Annotated in this window: 15 protein-coding genes; 11 read left to right on the top strand and 4 right to left on the bottom strand. The window is 63.7% G+C overall.

What is annotated here, in order from left to right; translation table 11 throughout:
• Positions 1-37: 37 nt before the first annotated feature.
• Positions 38-2,365 (bottom strand): DNA-binding protein, encoded by a 2,328-nt coding sequence (locus QZY03_RS14520; protein ID WP_295582212.1) that lies wholly within the window; start codon positions 2,363-2,365, stop codon positions 38-40.
• Positions 2,362-2,589: a hypothetical protein gene (locus tag QZY03_RS14515; protein WP_295582210.1), complete on the bottom strand. Its 228-nt coding sequence runs from the start codon at positions 2,587-2,589 to the stop codon at positions 2,362-2,364. Before QZY03_RS14515 ends, QZY03_RS14520 begins: the two co-directional genes overlap by 4 nt.
• A 75-nt stretch (positions 2,590-2,664) precedes the next feature.
• On the opposite strand from QZY03_RS14515, the gene QZY03_RS32110 reads away from it, so the two are divergent.
• From QZY03_RS32110 to QZY03_RS14475, 9 genes are all read left to right on the top strand, one after another.
• Complete coding sequence (locus QZY03_RS32110) at positions 2,665-2,997, top strand: helix-turn-helix transcriptional regulator (RefSeq protein WP_363169570.1); 333 nt, start codon at positions 2,665-2,667, stop codon at positions 2,995-2,997.
• A gap of 381 nt (positions 2,998-3,378) precedes the next feature.
• Positions 3,379-4,095 (top strand): transposase, encoded by a 717-nt coding sequence (locus tag QZY03_RS14510; RefSeq protein ID WP_295582209.1) that lies wholly within the window; start codon positions 3,379-3,381, stop codon positions 4,093-4,095.
• Positions 4,096-4,103: 8 nt separating this feature from the next.
• The gene (locus QZY03_RS14505) at positions 4,104-5,957 is read left to right on the top strand and encodes a hypothetical protein (RefSeq protein ID WP_295582207.1); all 1,854 of its coding nucleotides are present in this window, start codon (positions 4,104-4,106) and stop codon (positions 5,955-5,957) included.
• Positions 5,954-6,535: a hypothetical protein gene (locus QZY03_RS14500; RefSeq protein ID WP_295582205.1), complete on the top strand. Its 582-nt coding sequence runs from the start codon at positions 5,954-5,956 to the stop codon at positions 6,533-6,535. Before QZY03_RS14505 ends, QZY03_RS14500 begins: the two co-directional genes overlap by 4 nt.
• A 10-nt stretch (positions 6,536-6,545) precedes the next feature.
• Entirely contained in the window at positions 6,546-7,121 is a 576-nt protein-coding gene (locus tag QZY03_RS14495) for a flavin reductase family protein (RefSeq protein WP_295582203.1), read from the top strand.
• Between the two features lie 245 nt (positions 7,122-7,366).
• Positions 7,367-7,969, top strand: coding sequence for a hypothetical protein (locus QZY03_RS14490; protein WP_295582201.1), 603 nt, complete (start codon positions 7,367-7,369; stop codon positions 7,967-7,969).
• A gap of 82 nt (positions 7,970-8,051) precedes the next feature.
• Complete coding sequence (locus QZY03_RS14485) at positions 8,052-8,294, top strand: HPr-rel-A system PqqD family peptide chaperone (RefSeq protein WP_295582199.1); 243 nt, start codon at positions 8,052-8,054, stop codon at positions 8,292-8,294.
• A complete protein-coding gene (locus tag QZY03_RS14480; protein WP_295582197.1) occupies positions 8,291-9,211 on the top strand; it encodes an HprK-related kinase A in 921 nt (306 codons plus the stop codon). The genes QZY03_RS14485 and QZY03_RS14480 overlap by 4 nt, the downstream gene beginning before the upstream one ends.
• Positions 9,198-10,307 (top strand): nucleotidyltransferase family protein, encoded by a 1,110-nt coding sequence (locus QZY03_RS14475; protein ID WP_295582195.1) that lies wholly within the window; start codon positions 9,198-9,200, stop codon positions 10,305-10,307. The genes QZY03_RS14480 and QZY03_RS14475 overlap by 14 nt, the downstream gene beginning before the upstream one ends.
• Positions 10,308-10,509: 202 nt before the next feature.
• On the opposite strand, the gene clpB is transcribed toward QZY03_RS14475, so the two are convergent.
• Complete coding sequence (gene clpB, locus QZY03_RS14470) at positions 10,510-13,110, bottom strand: ATP-dependent chaperone ClpB (protein ID WP_295582193.1); 2,601 nt, start codon at positions 13,108-13,110, stop codon at positions 10,510-10,512.
• A gap of 134 nt (positions 13,111-13,244) precedes the next feature.
• Between clpB and QZY03_RS14465 the strand changes: the two genes are divergently transcribed.
• Both QZY03_RS14465 and QZY03_RS14460 read left to right on the top strand, forming a co-directional pair.
• Positions 13,245-14,564, top strand: a complete 1,320-nt coding sequence (locus QZY03_RS14465) for an alpha/beta hydrolase (RefSeq protein WP_295582192.1) — start codon at positions 13,245-13,247, stop codon at positions 14,562-14,564.
• Entirely contained in the window at positions 14,561-15,181 is a 621-nt protein-coding gene (locus tag QZY03_RS14460; RefSeq protein ID WP_295582190.1) for an HD domain-containing protein, read from the top strand. Before QZY03_RS14465 ends, QZY03_RS14460 begins: the two co-directional genes overlap by 4 nt.
• 53 nt (positions 15,182-15,234) lie before the next feature.
• Here QZY03_RS14460 and QZY03_RS14455 read toward each other — a convergent pair whose 3' ends face one another.
• Positions 15,235-16,242, bottom strand: a complete 1,008-nt coding sequence (locus QZY03_RS14455; RefSeq protein WP_295582187.1) for a DUF6765 family protein — start codon at positions 16,240-16,242, stop codon at positions 15,235-15,237.
• Positions 16,243-16,350: the final 108 nt, after the last annotated feature.

Raw genomic sequence — 16,350 nt, 5'->3', positions numbered from 1 at the left:
TGATGTTTTGGCCGGCCCTTGCCGGCCTTTTTTTGGTTCACGAAACGCCCGGATGGGCGCCCACCGCGTAGAGCTTCGGATACACCTGCGCCATTTTCTTCTGCACCTTGCCTTCGGCCGTATTCGGGTAATCGGTCCACCAGGCCATCAGGTCGTGGGTAAAGGTCACCCCGGCGGCGATCTCTGCCTCCATCCGCACCCAGCGCAGGTAACGCTCCTGGTCCGTCTCCGGCACCCGTGCCGCCGCCTGCGCCCGCGCCGCGATGCGCGCGGCGAGGTGCGTCCGGCCGGCGGCCTCTTCGGGTGTTTCTTCGCGTGCCACCCGCGGCGCCTGCGCCGCCACCGCCGCGGCCCCGGCCTCCAGCGCGGGCGTGCTGTAGGGGGTGCCGGCGCGCGGGAACTCGATCAGCTTGCCGCTTGCCTCTGCCCGCGCCCGCAAAACTTCCTGCGCGGCGTTGGTGCCGACCTCCTTCTTGATGCGCCGCAACTCCTTGGTGTGGGCCGTCATCGCCTTCTTCTGCTTGGCCTTGGCCACCGCGGCGACCTCGGCCTGGCTGATACCGGTCATCGCCGGGTTCTCAGCGATGCACAGGAAGGCGTCGTCGACGTAGACGTACAGCCGCCCCAGATCCGCCTCGTCGACGCGGCAGAACACCGCCTTGCCGACGTGTTCGGCCAGATCCGCGTGGATGTACCAGCGGTGCTGCCAGCGGATGCCCTTCTTGCCGATGCCCTGACTCTTGCCGATGGTGGCGATGGTGCGCACCCCGGCGACCGGCAGCAGCAGGGCGGCCAGGGCGTGCGGATCGACGCGGCGGACCTCCCCGGTCCAACGCGCGGCCTTGGCGACCGGACACAGACCCTCCATGCCCTCGCCGCTGTGCGGATCCTGGGAATAGATGTGCTCGACCCACTCGTTGAGCGCCCGTTGTAAGTCGTCGGCGGACATGGCGACCGCGACCACCTCGCCTGGGGTCATGATGCGTTGGGCGAAGGTCCGCCTTTCCCGGATCACCTGCGCCTCGGCGACGTTGTGCCCGATGAATCCGGGCAGCAGCTTCGAGAGGCCATAGGCCATCGTCTTGAGCACGCGCTCGACCGTCCCTTTCTCCTCGGAGGCGAACGGGATGCACAGCTCTTGGGTGATTTCCAGGTCCGTCAGGACGCTGGAGAAGTAGTCGGAGATGTAGTCTTTGCCGTTGTCGGTCCGGACCACCTCCGGCACCCCCCAGGCCAGCGTGGCCTGCCGGAAGCACTGGCCCACCGCGTACCCGGTACTGGTCCGGGACACCCGCAAGGCCAACCGCCGGCTGTAGAGGTCAATGCACCCGAGCACCTGGTGCCGGACTCCGTCGGTGAGCAGCCAATCGCCCGGAGTGCTGTCCATCTCCCACACCTGATTGAGTCGTACGACCCGCTCGTGGTGCGAACCGAAGGCGACCTGGTGTTTGTTCTTCCACTTGCCGGGGGCCGACATGAACAGCCAGGTGTCGTAATTGTCTGCAATCCACTGCTCGCGGAAGCGTTGCAGGCTGCGCAGCGGCGGCACCTGGAGCCCCTCGCGGGTGTGCAGCCAGGCGTGGATGTCGCGCGCGGTGGCATGGGGGTCGGCCAACATCCGTCCCAGGACAGCCCGGTACAAACCTTGGTCACCCGCGATCTTGGTGTGCCCATCCCGGGTCCCGTACCCATCGGTCAGCGCCCAGATTCCGCCCGCCTCATAGGCGAGTATCCAGCGGTGCAGGGTCGGCTCGGTGATCTGCTGCACCCCGGCCCGCTGTGGTAGCCATGGCGCGACATGGGCGGGCAGCGCCAGCTCCCCGCCGTTCACCCGCGCACACAGCGCCACCCGTCCCGCGGCCTTGGTCAGGCGCTCGTCACGCACGATCTGGTTGGCGGCAGTGATCAGCCATTGCCGCGCTTTGGCCCGCTGGCGCTTGTCGCTGTCGGGGCGCAAGCCGGAGAACTTGGCCGAGCCTTCGGCCTTCAGCTTGCGCCGCTCGTCCTCGGTGCGCTCGTAGCGTTCCCGCACCGCCTGGTGGTCGGCCACCACCGCGGGGGACAACAGGTCCGGTAGGTTCTCGGTCGACTGGACAGCGGCGAACAACGTCGGCACGCCTGCCGGGTTAGGAATCGTGGCAGGCAGGGATTCGGGGGGCGGCGCGGCTGGCTCGCCGGCCTGCTCGCGCAGATAGGCTTGGGTGTCGGGGGGGAAGGAGTCAAGATGGAACTCGCAGCCACCGCCGCGCCCGACACGTTGACGGGATTGCCAGCCGCGGCGTTGGGCGACATCCAACACGCCGCGCACGGTGCCTGGCAACCCGGGCAGCCCGGCCAGTTCTCGCGCAACGTACCAGACGTTCATATTGCGGCAACCTCGTTCTTGGCCAGCTGGATCTGGATTTTCAGATCGCAACTCAAGTCATCCAGAATCCGACACGTCAATACACCCCGGGGGGTGCCAGTCCTGCCGGCCCACCGGTAAATCACCCGCCGCGCCAGTTCCTCATCATGGCCCCGCCTGCGCGCCCAGGCGGCGACGGTTAGTCCCTTCTTCAGAAGGCGCGCCCGAATCTGGTTGTTATCCATGTAGAATCTCTCTTATGTCCGAATAGACACAGTTTTGTGCATGGTTGAGCATATGTCAAGAGTAAACACGCACGAATGGACAGATGGTCGTTGTTAGATTTTGCTGCACGGTTGCGCGAAGAACGGAACCGGCTCGGCCTGACACAGGCCGAAGTCTGCGAGGCGGGGGGTGTGCAACCCCGGGCGCAGGTGCACTATGAGAAGGGGGAGCGGACGCCGGACGCCGAATATCTCGCGGGCCTCCGGCGCATCGGCATGGATGTTTTGTACGTGCTGTGTGGCCAGAGAGGATCTGACCAACCTCCAGGCATGGACCCGGCGGCCGAGGTGTTGAACTTATGGCGGGGCCTCCCCCGAGAACAACAAACCGCGGTCCGAGTCATACTTTCGGGGCTATCTCGTGTATGAACGGCATCTTCAAAGATCTTCAAAGATCTTCAAACTAAGGCGCCAAATGGATTGCGACGCGTAAGAGCGCGAGATGCCCCGTAACAGTCTATTGCAGCGACGTTTTTCGACGGTTTCACGAAATAACCCATCTCAAACCAAGTGGCGCACTGGAGCCGGTCCCGCCGCCGCCCAGCCCGGAATAGCGAGATCCATGTGTCGCGGCCCCTCCTCACCCCAGCCCCCTAACGTCCCCGCAACCCTATGAAACCAAATGCCAACCCGCATCTTCGCACCTCATCCTGGAACTTCTCATAATGTCGCAATCCATCTGGCCGTTCACAGAGGCTTGGGGTCGTCTATACTTCACATCAAGCCAATCAACCGTATCCGACCCCACGCATGGCACGCCTACCCCGCTTTGTTTTGCCCGGTGTCCCGCAGCATGTGATCCAGCGCGGCAACAATCGCCAGCAAATTCTTTTCAAGGAAGAGGATTACTGGTTCTTGTGGGAGAAGATCGGTGCAGCCGCCGAGAAATTTGACTGCAAAATTCACGCCTACGTGCTGATGCCGAATCATTTGCATCTGGTGCTCACGCCCTTCAGCCAGGACGGCATCGGTAAGCTAATGCAGTACATCGGACGCTATTATGTCCAGTACTTCAACAATCGCTACGACCGCACCGGCACCCTGTGGGAAGGCCGCTACCGCGCGACCCTGTTCGACCCCGCCGCCTTCCTGGTGCCAATCAGTCAGTACGTGGAATCCAACCCGGTTCGTGCCGGGCTGGTCGCGGCGCCGGCCGATTATGCCTGGTCGAGCTTCGCGGCCAACGCGACGGGTGCGGAGGACCCCCTGATCACCCCCCACGCCGCTTTCGAGCGACTGGGCCGCAGCCCGAAGACCCGCCAGACAGCGTATCTGAAAGGCTTCGGAAAGCCGCTGGATGAGGCCCTGTTGACGCGCATCCGCGACACCACCAACAAGGCGTGGGTGCTGGGTGATCCCGCATTCTGTACCCAGGTCGAAGAACGGGTGAGCCGCCGCGCGTCGCCGCGCCCACGCGGCGGCGACCGGCGTTCCGCCGCTTATCGGGAAGCCACCGGACGCGCATAATTCAGCCTATGAATCTCGACGACGCACTTCATCCGCAAGGGCAACGCCCCTGGACCCGGTTCCTGGGGACCGGCCTGCCCGCACGCACCCTGGACTTACGCTTCGATTGCCTGCTGCCCCGAGGATCACGTCATCGTCCAGAGGTGGACCCACAACGTGTCAGAGCGCTCTACAGCGCCGCGCATGAGAATCCCTGGGTACTCCTGGCGACGATTACGGACCATGCCCGGCTGGTCAATCGCAGTCGGGTCTCAATTGATACACGATTCGCGCTAGCCGAGATCGGCTTGGCGGCAGTCGCCAGAACCGGCCGCGGCCTGGTCACCGAACAACTCGCGCGCCGCGGCGGCGTACCCGAAGATTCGGGGCATCAGGAAGCCCTGACCGCGATTTCCGCGGCCCTGCGAGCGCTGCTCACGGCCTACGAACTGGTCTTCCAAACCGATTACGGCAAAGGCCGCTTCTGGTATGTGCGGGCACGGCGCCGCGTCCATCAGTGCGCGCATCGCCTGCTCGAGGTGATCGGGATGATCCAGCACGTGAGCGCCCTGCGCTACCAACGCCTGGACGGTGACCTGTGGCGCACCGCCAATACGGTCTATCGGGTGATGCTCGATTACGAACTGGTCGAGATTCCTCAGGACACCGTCGGTGCGCTGGTCGGTTCGCTCGCCGGACGCCAGTCGCGCAGCATCCAGGATCTCTACGCCGCACTCCAGATTCCGGAGATCATCGGCTGGCTGGCGTGGCCGGAGGCACTGTTTGCGTTCGCCCTGGACTATTGCCGTCTCGTTCGGGACGGCGTGCGATTCCTCCCGTCCGATGGCTCTCCCTGCGGCGAATTCCAGACACTGACCGCTTGTTATGCCGACCGGGAGCCGGCGCGGGAGCCGGTGCCGGAGAACCTGGGACCGGCCATCCTGATCGATTACGCGAACCTCGCGCTGCAGGCCAGAGCCGATTTTGACCAGTTGCGCCAGGCCCGCGCCACCCGCAACCCGCGCGGCCTGCCCCGTCGCTTCGCGCCCCTGCATCCGGCGCAGTTATTGACCGCGGGCTATCTGCTGATGGGCATTGCCGAGCGTCATGCACTCGCCTGGACCGCGCCCGGCATCCGCCCCGAGGAGCGGGACCTGCGCATCCACACGAGCTTTCCCGATGTCTACGACCACCTCCTGGCGATCTTTGAATCGACCGGGCGGCTCGCCGCCAGCCGTGAACTCTCCGACATGTTCGCGCAACGCTCCGCCGCCATTGGCGAAGACCACACGGCAACCTCGGCCAGCCTCTGGTATATCGTCCAGGAGGCGCCTGACTATCTGCGTCTCCACACCCAGGAAACACGCTTTACGCATCGCCTGACGATCGGCTCCTTCCTCGCCTATGGGGTCGGCGAGGCCGGCATCCGCCGCCCCCGCCTGGGCAAGGTCACCCGCATCCAGCGGCCGGATATGGGCATCGTTCAGGTGGACGTGGCCGTCATTGCCGATTACGCCCGTCCGGCCGTGATCCGGCCATTTGAGGGAACCACGGCACCGAGCATCGCCACCCCCGCCGCCGCATCCATCCGGGTCCTGTTGACCTACGGGGACGATGCGGGCTGGGGTCTGCTACTCCCCGACCAGGCCCAGTTTTGGGAAGGTTCCACGGTATTGCTGATCGGCGGCGGCGGGGATATCCGTCTTGAACTGGGCGAGTTGCGGGATTTGGGGGAGGGTTACTGTCTGTTTCGGCTCAAAGCACGACTGGACCAGGGCGTTCGCCCCACCTACCCGACGTCGCCGGCCGGCAATGCCGGCGGTACCGATCCGGTTGTCGCACCCGGATACCAGCCGGCGTCGTCGGCAAAGGCACCGGGATGATACCCAGGCGCGTACGGTCCACCCACCCTCGGCGACTGCCCTTCGGCGGTCTGGGTTGTACGCTGCTGCTGATCTGGACGGGCACCGCGGCAACGACGCTGCGCGATTCCGGCTACGGCGACGGCAGCCTGGTCGATCGCGACGGCAACTACTATTACCCGCAACCCGACGGCAGCTTCATGGACCCTTACGGCGCCAGCTACCACCCACTCGGTGACGGGGTTTATGCGGACGCCATCGGCAACAGGATCGAGGCCGCGAGCTCACCGGAGGCCCTCCCGGCGGACCAACTCCGCGATGCGTACGGCGCACCAGCGCGCGTTGAGACCAGCGCGCCGGACGTCGGCGCCTGGTCATCGAACCAAGGTGACGGCCCGGCGCCCGCCCGCCCCGGCACACTGCCCGGAGATCGCGCCGATCACGCCGGCAACGCGGTGTTCGGCTCCATGTATCTGGAGGACGCCGGGGACGGATATCTTGAGATCACCCCCGAAGCCACGGTCGCCGACCCGCGTCTGGCCCCGGCGCCGCCGTCATCACCGAACCCTGCCCGCGACCAACCCGCCGGCCGTGACTGATTGCAAAACCATGAACCAGGACGCGATTGCCGCCGTCTTTCACCTCTATGATCCACCCCTGTGGCTGGTGACCGCCGCCCACCACGGACGCCGTGGCGGCCTAATCGCCACGTCGGCAGTCCGTGCGTCGATCGTCGCCGAGCAACCGCGGATGTTGATCGCCATCGCCCGCCACCATCACACCTGGGGGGTGATCGCGGGCAGCGGGCGCTTCGCCCTGCACCTGTTGCCGATCAGCGGCCTGGATGCGGTCTGGCGTTTCGGACTCCAGAGCGGTCATCAGCAGGACAAATTCGCCGACGTGCCCGCAGGAACCACGCCGGACGGCAACCCACTCTACGCCGACTGTGTCGCCTGGCTCGACTGCCGAGTGGAGGAAACCCTGGATATCGGCGACCGGAGTGTCTACATCGCCGCGGTCACCGCGGGCGCGCTGCCGGGAAACGGACCAGTCTTGAGTGTCGCCACGCTGCTGCGGGATGCGCCGGGCGAGCGGCGCGCCGAACTCGATCGACGCTATGCCGCCGATCAGGCCAGTGACCGCGAGGCGATCCAGGCCTGGCGTCGGGTTCGGGGTCTGGCCTGACGCGTGGCCTACCGCCCTGGCTCTCAGGGAATCCGCCCTATCCGCCAAGGAGCACTATCCTGGTTTGACCCTGCCGCTATACTTGGCGAATACGCAAGGAAATTCGGTCGTCGAATGTCAGGTTTTTTTACACCGGGGTCGTCCGCATCGGCGAAACAGGAGTCCGGCACACTACAGATCAAGTAGGTTGCTCGATGGTATGAAAGTCGCATGCGCTCACTTGATCACGGCCTTCAGGAGTTACCATGATCCATCAGCCCTTGGAACCAAACCCGGATCGCGAGACGATGCTTCAGGGCCGACGGCGCTTGCTCCAGGCCGCGGCGGCAACGGCAACGGCCCCGCTCATCGCGACACTGCCGAACGGGGCCGCGGCGGCGACCGCCAGTACCGCTCAGTGCATCGTGGCGTCACGCAACGCCAGTCCTCTGAACAACGTCATCCCGGAAGCCACCCCGCCGCTCGATACTTTCGTGCGTCAGCACGGCACCATGGCAGTCTTCCACCTCGACGCGCCACCGGCCACGACAGAGACGGTCTACTCCATCGCGCCCGATTCCGGCACTTATTACAAGAGCGATGGCACGGTGTTCGACACTGCCGGATACACCAAGGACAGCGAGGACGACGTTCTGCTGTTACGTGTATTCAAGCCCTTTAGCGACACTGGCGATCCGATCAACAACCCGACATCAATGGACAATTGCGGAAGTCCCCCGATCCCGCCACAATGCATCTATCCGGTGACTCAGCAGAACGCGGACAACATGGGCATCGCCGCCAGTTGCCTGTGCTCGGTCAACCCGGGCCTGCTCGGCGGGGGGGTCTGTGCCGCGCTTCAGCAGTGAGCCTGATCCGGTCGGGGGCTTGATGGATGGGCCGGCGCCAGGCGGCGGCGATCGGTACCTAAGCCCAGCCGACACGCTCGTGGTGGCAACCTGGGAAGCCGAGAGCAGTGTGTACTGCCGCCGCACCGGCGAGACCCACCTGCTGAGCATCCTTCCGGCCGAGTTGCTCGGAATGCTGCCCCCGGAGCCGACCGACCTCGAGACCATCACCGCCCGCATGGCGCGCTCCTGTGCGCAACCCGTCACCCCGGAATGGACCGAGCGCATCCGGTCCATGCTCGACGAACTGGTCCGCCTCGAACTCGTCGACCGGTTACCGGGGTGACTCTGTCGGAGCTGCTGCAAGCACCGGATCGGCGCGGACTTGCCGACAACGGTCTGGTTTACCGCTCCGGACCCTTCATCATCGCGTTGCGGACCCGACTCGCCGACACGCTCGACCTGTTGGAGCAATTCTACGGCCCCTGCTGGGCCAGCCGCGGCCCCGCCGTCGCGCATTTTCAGGTCGAGATCAACAGCGCATCAGGAATCCGGCGCTGGTGGCGTGCCCAGGCCGTCTTCGCATTAGACGCTCTGCACCCATTCGAGCCCTTTCCCCGCGAACACGCATTTCCGTTGCTCGAATGGGGTCTGAACTGGAGCATTGCCACCCGTGCCCACCGGTATCTGATGCTGCATGCGGGTGCACTGGAGCGCAATGGTCAGGCTTTGCTGCTGCCCGCCATGCCCGGCGCGGGCAAGAGTACGCTCAGCGCCGCCCTCGCCTACCGCGGCTGGCGCCTGCTCTCCGACGAGTTTGGGCTGATCCGACCGACCGGCGGCGACATCCTCCCGCTGCCCCGCGCCATCCCACTGAAAAACCGGTCGATACCGGTGATTCGCGAGTTCTTGCCGGACGCCTTCCTCGGGCCGGTCTTCCCCAAGACCAGAAAGGGCGATGTGGCTCACCTGCGACCACCGCTCCCGAGCCTGGCACGTCAGACCGAACCGGCACAGCCGCGCTGGATTGCCTTCCCGCGGTTTGTACCCGGCTTGAGACGACCGCAACTCAAGCGCCTGGACAAGAGCCTCGGTTTCGCTCGCCTGGCGCAGAACGCCTTCAACTATCGCCTGCTCGGCGAGGGCGGGTTCATGACCCTGGTCCGGCTGGTACGTGAGTGCACGTGCTTCAGCATGGACTATGGCAATCTCGCCGCGGCCATCGCTCTGATCGAGGAGATCACCGCGGATGAACCCTGCTAAACTGCACACGCTCCTGCGCAGCGCTCGCGAGCCGTCAGCCGTTGCGCACTTCTCGGCGGACGACTGGAACCGCTGCCTGCGTGCGGCACGCACTGAGCGGGTGCTGGCGCGACTCGGTTATCGCATCGAGGATGCCGGCGCATTGGACCACTGCCCGGCGGTGGCCCGCGACCAACTGCTCGCGGCGCGCGCCTACCCAGCCTTCCTCCAGTGCCGGGTCGCGCACGAAGTCTCGCAAGTCCGCCGCGCGCTCCCCGCCGGCGACGGCGACCTGATCCTGCTCAAGGGTGCCGCTTACTGCTGCACCGGGTTACCGCTGACGCGCGGGCGGCAACTGCGCGACCTCGACATCCTGGTGCCGCGCACGCGGATCGACGCCTGCGAGCGCGACCTGCTGGCCGGCGGATGGGAAGCGCAAACCCTCGATGATTACGACCAACGCTATTACCGTGACTGGATGCATGAGATCCCGCCGCTGCGGCACCCGCAGCGCGACGTCGAGGTCGATCTCCATCATCGGCTCCTGCCCCTGACCAGCCGCTTGCGGCCAAACCCTGACCTCCTGTGGGAGTCCTCAATCCCGGTCGCGGGGATGCCTGGAGTGCGGATCCTCAGTCCGGTGGACATGCTGCTGCATACCGCCACCCATGTATTCCATGACGGCGCAGTCCGGGGTGGACTCAATGACCTGTGGGACATCGATGAACTCTTGCGCCACTTCTCAGCGCAACCGGCGTTCTGGGAGACGCTGCCGGAACGTGCCGCGCGCCTGGACCTGGGCCGCCCGCTGTATTACGGGCTCCTGTTCGCGCACGCGCTCCTGAACACCCCGATCCCGGAAGCCGTCCTGACCGAGGTCGGCCGGCGCTTCGCTCCAGCCAGACCGGTCAGCACACTGATGCGCGCCTTGGTGAGCCTTGCGCTCCCGCCACAGGAAGGCCGGTCCGCGTTCGCCGGCCTGGCCAACTGGCTTCTGTACGTCCGCTCCCACTGGCTGCGGATGCCGCCGCACCTGTTGCTGCCGCACCTGTTTCGCAAGTCATTGCGGCGGATCGACGGGGTTGATCATCCTTCCGGGCGGGTGGACAAGCGCTAAGGCGATTGCCGGAAGGTCAGCGCTCTCAGGAACAGGGGTCGCAGTGATGATCTGTGGACCTTGATCGTAATCCCAGCCACCGGCGTGCGTAGTCAGGGCTTCCAGCCCTGATGGTGTCAGGCCAGGATGGCCTGACTACGCACCCCGCGAGCCCAAGTGGCCGAAATCTTGACCAAGGCCGATCTGTGCCTCGTTGTCGCGGTCAGCCGACCACTTCCCCTTGCAGCACCCGCTCGAAGCGCAAGCCGCCATCCGCGAAGTCCACCTCGATCCGGTCCCCCGGACCAAACTTGCCGGACAGGATCTCCTGGGCCAGCGGGTTTTCCAACTGGGCGCGGATCGCCCGCTTCAAGGGTCTGGCGCCATAGACCGGATCGAATCCCGCATCGCCCAGATGGTCCAGGGCGGCGTCGCTGAGTTCCAGGGTCATGTCCCGATCGGCCAGCCGCTTGCGCAGGAATTGGATCTGGATGCGGGCGATGGCGCGGATCTGGACGGCACTCAAGGGATGGAAGACCACGATGTCATCGAGCCGGTTGATGAACTCGGGCCGGAAGGCCATGCGCACGTGCTCCATCACGGCCTCTTTCATCTCGGCATAGTTGGCCTCCCCCGCCCGCTGCTGGATCACATCCGAGCCCAGGTTGCTGGTCATCGCGATCACCGCGTTGCGGAAGTCGACGGTACGGCCCTGACCATCGGTCAGGCGCCCGTCGTCCAGCACCTGCAACAGGACGTTGAAGACATCCGGATGGGCCTTCTCCACCTCATCGAGCAGGATGACGCTATAGGGCCGACGGCGGATCAGCTCGGTCAGATGGCCGCCTTCCTCATAGCCGACATAGCCGGGGGGCGCGCCGATCAGGCGCGCCACCGAGTGCTTCTCCATGAACTCGGACATGTCGATGCGCACCATCGCGTCCTCGGTATCGAAGAGGAAGGCGGCCAACGCCTTGCACAGCTCGGTCTTGCCGACGCCGGTCGGGCCCAGAAACAGGAAGGAACCGATCGGCCGATTGGGGTCCGACAGCCCGGCACGCGAGCGGCGGATGGCGTCGCTCACCGCCCGCACCGCCTCGTCCTGACCGACCACCCGCTGGCCCAGTGCGGTCTCCATGCGCAATAGCTTGTCCCGCTCACCCTCCAGCATCTTGGACACCGGGATGCCGGTCCACTTGGAGACGATGTCGGCCACCTCTTCCTCGGTGACCTTATTGCGCAGCAGCCGGGTCTCGCCCTGCTCCGCCGCGGCCATGGCGGCCAACTGCTTCTCCAACTGTGGGATGCGCCAGTTCTGGAGTTCGCCAGCCCTGGTCAAATCATTTCCACGTTTTGCGTTCTCTAGATCAGTCCGAGCCTCCTCCAATGCCTTCTTGATGTGTGCCACACCCTGCACTGCCGCCTTCTCGGACTTCCAGACCTCGTTCAAGTCGGTGAACTCGCGCTCCAGCCGTTCGATCTGGCCTTCCAGGTCGGCCAGGCGCTTCTTGGACGCGTCATCCGACTCTTTCTTGAGCGCCTCCCGCTCGATCTTGAGCTGGATCACGCGCCGATCGAGCCGGTCCATCTCCTCCGGCATCGAATCGATCTCCATGCGGATCTGCGAGGCCGCCTCGTCGATCAGATCGATCGCCTTGTCCGGCAACTGACGGTCGGTGATATAGCGATGCGACAGGGTCGCCGCGGCCACGATGGCCGGGTCGGTGATCTCCACCGCGTGGTGGACCTCATAGCGCTCTTTGAGTCCGCGCAGGATGGCGATGGTGTCCTCGACATTCGGCTCGTCCACCAGCACCTTCTGGAAACGCCGCTCCAGTGCGGCGTCTTTCTCGATGTACTTACGGTACTCGTCCAGAGTGGTCGCGCCGATACAATGCAGTTCGCCGCGGGCCAGGGCCGGTTTCAGCATGTTGCCGGCGTCCATGGCGCCCTCGGCCTTGCCGGCGCCGACCATGGTATGCAGTTCGTCGATGAAGAGAATGATGTTGCCCTCCTGACGGGCCACATCATTGAGCACGGCCTTGAGCCGCTCCTCGAATTCTCCGCGGAACTTGGCCCCGGCGATCAGGGCGGCCATATCGAGCGAGAGCAGCCGTTTGGACTTGAGCCCTTCCGGCACCTCACCATTGATGATCCGCTGGGCCAACCCCTCGACGATGGCGGTCTTGCCCACCCCCGGCTCGCCGATCAGCACCGGGTTGTTCTTGGTCCGCCGACCCAGGACCTGAATGGTGCGGCGGATCTCATCATCGCGACCGATCACCGGGTCCAGCTTGCCCTGCTCCGCCCGTTCGGTGAGATCGATGGAGTACTTCTCCAGCGCCTGTCGGCTCTCCTCCGCATTCGGGTCATCGACGGCCTGACCGCCCCGCACCGACGTGATCGCCCCCTCGATGGCTCCCTTGCTGGCACCCGCGTCCCGCAAGGCGGAGCCCAGCACACCCTTGTCTTCCAGTGCCGCCAGGACGAAGAGTTCGGAAGAGATGTACTGATCGCCGCGCTGCTGGGCCAGCTTGTCGGTATGATTCAACAGCCGGGTCAGGTCATTGCTGACATGCACGTCACCTGCCGCCGCACCCTGCACGGACGGCAGCCGCTCCAGCGCCTCGCCCAGGGCGGAGCGCAGCCGGTTCACGTTCACATCCGCCTGGGTCAACAGGTGACGGACAGTCCCGCCCTGCTGATCCAGCAGGGCGGTCATGAGATGAATGGGCTCGATGAACTGATGATCGCGCCCCAAGGCCAGACTCTGAGCGTCAGCCAGGGCCATTTGGAACTTGGCCGTCAGTTTGTCCATGCGCATGGTGCAGATCTCTGATGAAACATGTGGATATCCGCAAATTGCGGACGGGCGGCCCGACTTCAAGGGGTACGGTTCGTAACCAAACACGGCTATCCTTACCGGGTGTTCAACCGAGCTTCAGTTGGTCAACCCTCATGCCCCGTGCGCGCTCCAAGGTCCTGTCCATCCTGACGGCCGTCCTGCTGCTGGCAGGTTGTGCCACCCCGCTGCGGCAGTTGATGCCCACCCCCATCGTGTATCAGCAGCCTGGAGGGCTCCAGATTTTCGCCCAAGCGGCCGACCAGCAACTCAACCCGAACCTGGATCTCATCTACATCACCGACCGCGGCCCCGAGACCGACCCGGAAAGCACCCTGCCTTACGGCCAGACCCGCGCCAGGCGCATCACCTTCGGCACCACCCAGGTGCGTCTGACCCCCGCCATTACCTGGAACGCGCTGCTTGAGCAAAGCCAGCGTGGTCAACGCACCCGGGCGATCGGCCTGGAACTGGGAACGACCAAGGAGTCGGGGCACTTTCCCGACGAGCCCTACCAGTTACACCAGTTGCCCAATGGCCTGATCGAGCGTGACCGTGCGGAAATGGCGCGCCACCAGGAGGCCAAGCAGACACTCTCCCAGGAAATCGAGCGTCGGCTGAAGACCTCATCGTCGAAAAAGATCCTGCTCTATGTTCATGGCTTCAACGAGACCTTCGCCAGCGCGGCCTATACCACCGCGGAACTCTGTCACTTCCTGGGCCGGGAAGACGTCTGCACCTTCTTCACCTGGCCGGCCTCATCCACCGGCAATTTCCTGACCTCCTACACCACGACCACCGAGTCCGCGGACTACGCGGTGGAGCATCTGAAAAAGACCATCCGCCTGCTGGCCAGGGTACCGGGCGTCGAAGGGCTGCAACTGCTGGCACACAGCCGCGGCACCGCCGTCATGCTGCGCGCGGTGCGCGAACTCGGCCTGGAAGCAATCTCCGCCGGCCAGGAACCCATGGTCGCCTACCGGATCGACAACCTGGTCCTGATGTCGCCGGACATCGACGTGGACATCGCCGGCCAGCAGATCACCGGATTCCTCTCGGACCCGGATCTGGTCACCGTCTGGCCCGAGGGCCGGCTGCCGCGGATGCTGAAGGGCCGGATGACGATTTATGCCTCACCGGAAGATCGGGCGTTGCGGGTTTCCAAGTTCCTGTTCCGCAGCCGCAACCGGATGGGCCAATTGCGCCCCGAGGACCTCCCGCCCAAGACCCGGACCTATTTCGCGACGCTCGGCAAGCTTGACCTGATCACCTATCAGGGCGACCGCACCGACTTCTTCGGCCATTCCTATTTCACCACCAACCCGCAGGTCAGTTCGGACCTGATCCAAATGATCCGGTACGGCAAGAAGCCCGGGGAACCGGGCCGCGAACTGGTACAGACCAGCTCGGTAACCTGGAGATTTCCGACCCCATGATCGAACCGGACGCACTGCTCTCCGAGCGCTTCTTCGATGCCCTGCGCTATGCCGGGCAACTGCATAATCGTCAGGTGCGCAAGGGCGCCCAGGCCCCGTACATCTCGCATCTGCTGGCCGTTTCCAGTCTGGTGCTGGAGCACGGCGGCAGTGAGGACGAGGCCATCGCCGCCCTGCTGCACGACGCCATCGAGGATCAGGCGGAACATCAGGGCGGGGCCGCGGCGCTCCGCGGCGCCATCCATGAACGCTATGGGGCAACCGTGCTCCGGATAGTCAACGCCTGCACCGATGCCGAGAGCGTTCCCAAGCCGCCCTGGCGCGAACGCAAGGAGTCCTACATCCGCCATGTGCGCGCGACACCGGACCCGGCATACCACCGCGTCAGTATCGCCGACAAGCTGCACAATGCCCGCGCTATGCTGCTGGATTACCGCAGTCTCGGCGACGCCCTGTGGGAGCGCTTCAGCCGCAAGGAACCGGCCGCGCACCTTTGGTACTACCGCAGTCTCGCGGACGCCTTCCGCACGGCCGGCCAGGCACCGGCGGCACTGATCGACGAACTGGAGCGCGTGGTAGCCGAGTTGGAGTCACTGGTCAATGCCAAGCGCGAATAGAACCTTTCAGCATTCAGGAACTTTGGAGCTTCACCGCGCCTGGCCGCAGCGCCTTAGGCACCGCCGGAATGGGGACCGCCATAGGTTCCGCAACAATAGATGCCCCGATCCCTCAGCAATCTTGCCACATCATCTCTTTGTTGTTTTGTGGCCTCGCAGAACTTGTAAAAGTCGCCATCATAGAACCCTTCACCCCACTTAATATTGAAGGTCCAGTATTGGACCAGGGCTTGACCGACACTCGCACCGGCCTTTTCGGATGTTATTTCATCAGTATTATTTTCTTCGCCCTCTTCACCGGCTCCCGACTTTTTCTTGGCATACCCTATCTGGTGAAAATATTTTTTTCCCTCATCATAACGAACGAAGTTCTCCACCCCATTTGGCCCTTTCGCTAACTCCGGGCCAAAAACACCCTTATTCATTTCATCATAGAAATGATTGAGAGCCTCGTCGTAAGAATTCTCGTCGGTTTTAGTCTTGAACATCAGCGTTTTCAGCAGAGCGTCATGTTGGTCTTTAGAAAAGGCATGATTAGATTCACTTGCACCCCGGTACGCCAAGAGATATCTGTAACACTCCAGCGCGGCACCCATAAACGATTCGTAATTCTTGCCTCTGTGTATTTTATGATCCGTCGAGCTGCCGTCATCGTTATAAACACGCAGCCAATAGTGCAAATCATTCCACGGATAGTCTGGATAAGACAACAGACAGGTGTGGCCAATCCAGGTATAGTGTGACTTCTCCACCCCAGCATCCCAGAGACTATGTGACGTGACGGCATCTCCCGGGCTTGCTTGGTCAAAACTAAGCCACACGGAATTCATCTCATGCGCTATTCCTGAAAACCCATGATGCGCCCAAGTATCAGCAAATGAGTGAAGGGCCGCACCCAAGCGATACAAAGCATAATCAGGATGACGCTTTGCATCGGCGATTGCCAATTCAACCATTCCCCTGGCTACGTCATTATTACGGGTGCAGATCAGCGTCTCGTCATCACAGATAAAGTGGAACGGAATCCAAGTAAGTACTTCAACTAAAATATTTGTACGCACATCTTACTCTCAGGAAAACCATAAAATTAGTGTTTTATTGCAACTTTTTTCGATACTGATTATCTAAAGCAGTATAGGAAGGAACCACAGTGGAGGTATCGTCTGTCG

It is taken from the genome of uncultured Lamprocystis sp., assembly GCF_903933125.1.
Lineage (GTDB): Bacteria > Pseudomonadota > Gammaproteobacteria > Chromatiales > Chromatiaceae > Thiodictyon.
This window is presented reverse-complemented; position numbering and strand designations above follow the sequence as displayed.

Coding starts and splice junctions, on each gene's coding strand:
- QZY03_RS14520 (WP_295582212.1), bottom strand. CDS start 2,365: ATGAACGTCTGGTACGTTGCGCGAGAACTGGCCGGGCTGCCCGGGTTG.
- QZY03_RS14465 (WP_295582192.1), top strand. CDS start 13,245: ATGCCCCGTGCGCGCTCCAAGGTCCTGTCCATCCTGACGGCCGTCCTG.
- QZY03_RS14460 (WP_295582190.1), top strand. CDS start 14,561: ATGATCGAACCGGACGCACTGCTCTCCGAGCGCTTCTTCGATGCCCTG.
- QZY03_RS14510 (WP_295582209.1), top strand. CDS start 3,379: ATGGCACGCCTACCCCGCTTTGTTTTGCCCGGTGTCCCGCAGCATGTG.
- QZY03_RS14475 (WP_295582195.1), top strand. CDS start 9,198: ATGAACCCTGCTAAACTGCACACGCTCCTGCGCAGCGCTCGCGAGCCG.
- QZY03_RS14505 (WP_295582207.1), top strand. CDS start 4,104: ATGAATCTCGACGACGCACTTCATCCGCAAGGGCAACGCCCCTGGACC.
- QZY03_RS32110 (WP_363169570.1), top strand. CDS start 2,665: ATGGACAGATGGTCGTTGTTAGATTTTGCTGCACGGTTGCGCGAAGAA.
- QZY03_RS14495 (WP_295582203.1), top strand. CDS start 6,546: ATGAACCAGGACGCGATTGCCGCCGTCTTTCACCTCTATGATCCACCC.
- QZY03_RS14500 (WP_295582205.1), top strand. CDS start 5,954: ATGATACCCAGGCGCGTACGGTCCACCCACCCTCGGCGACTGCCCTTC.
- QZY03_RS14490 (WP_295582201.1), top strand. CDS start 7,367: ATGATCCATCAGCCCTTGGAACCAAACCCGGATCGCGAGACGATGCTT.
- clpB (WP_295582193.1), bottom strand. CDS start 13,110: ATGCGCATGGACAAACTGACGGCCAAGTTCCAAATGGCCCTGGCTGAC.
- QZY03_RS14515 (WP_295582210.1), bottom strand. CDS start 2,589: ATGGATAACAACCAGATTCGGGCGCGCCTTCTGAAGAAGGGACTAACC.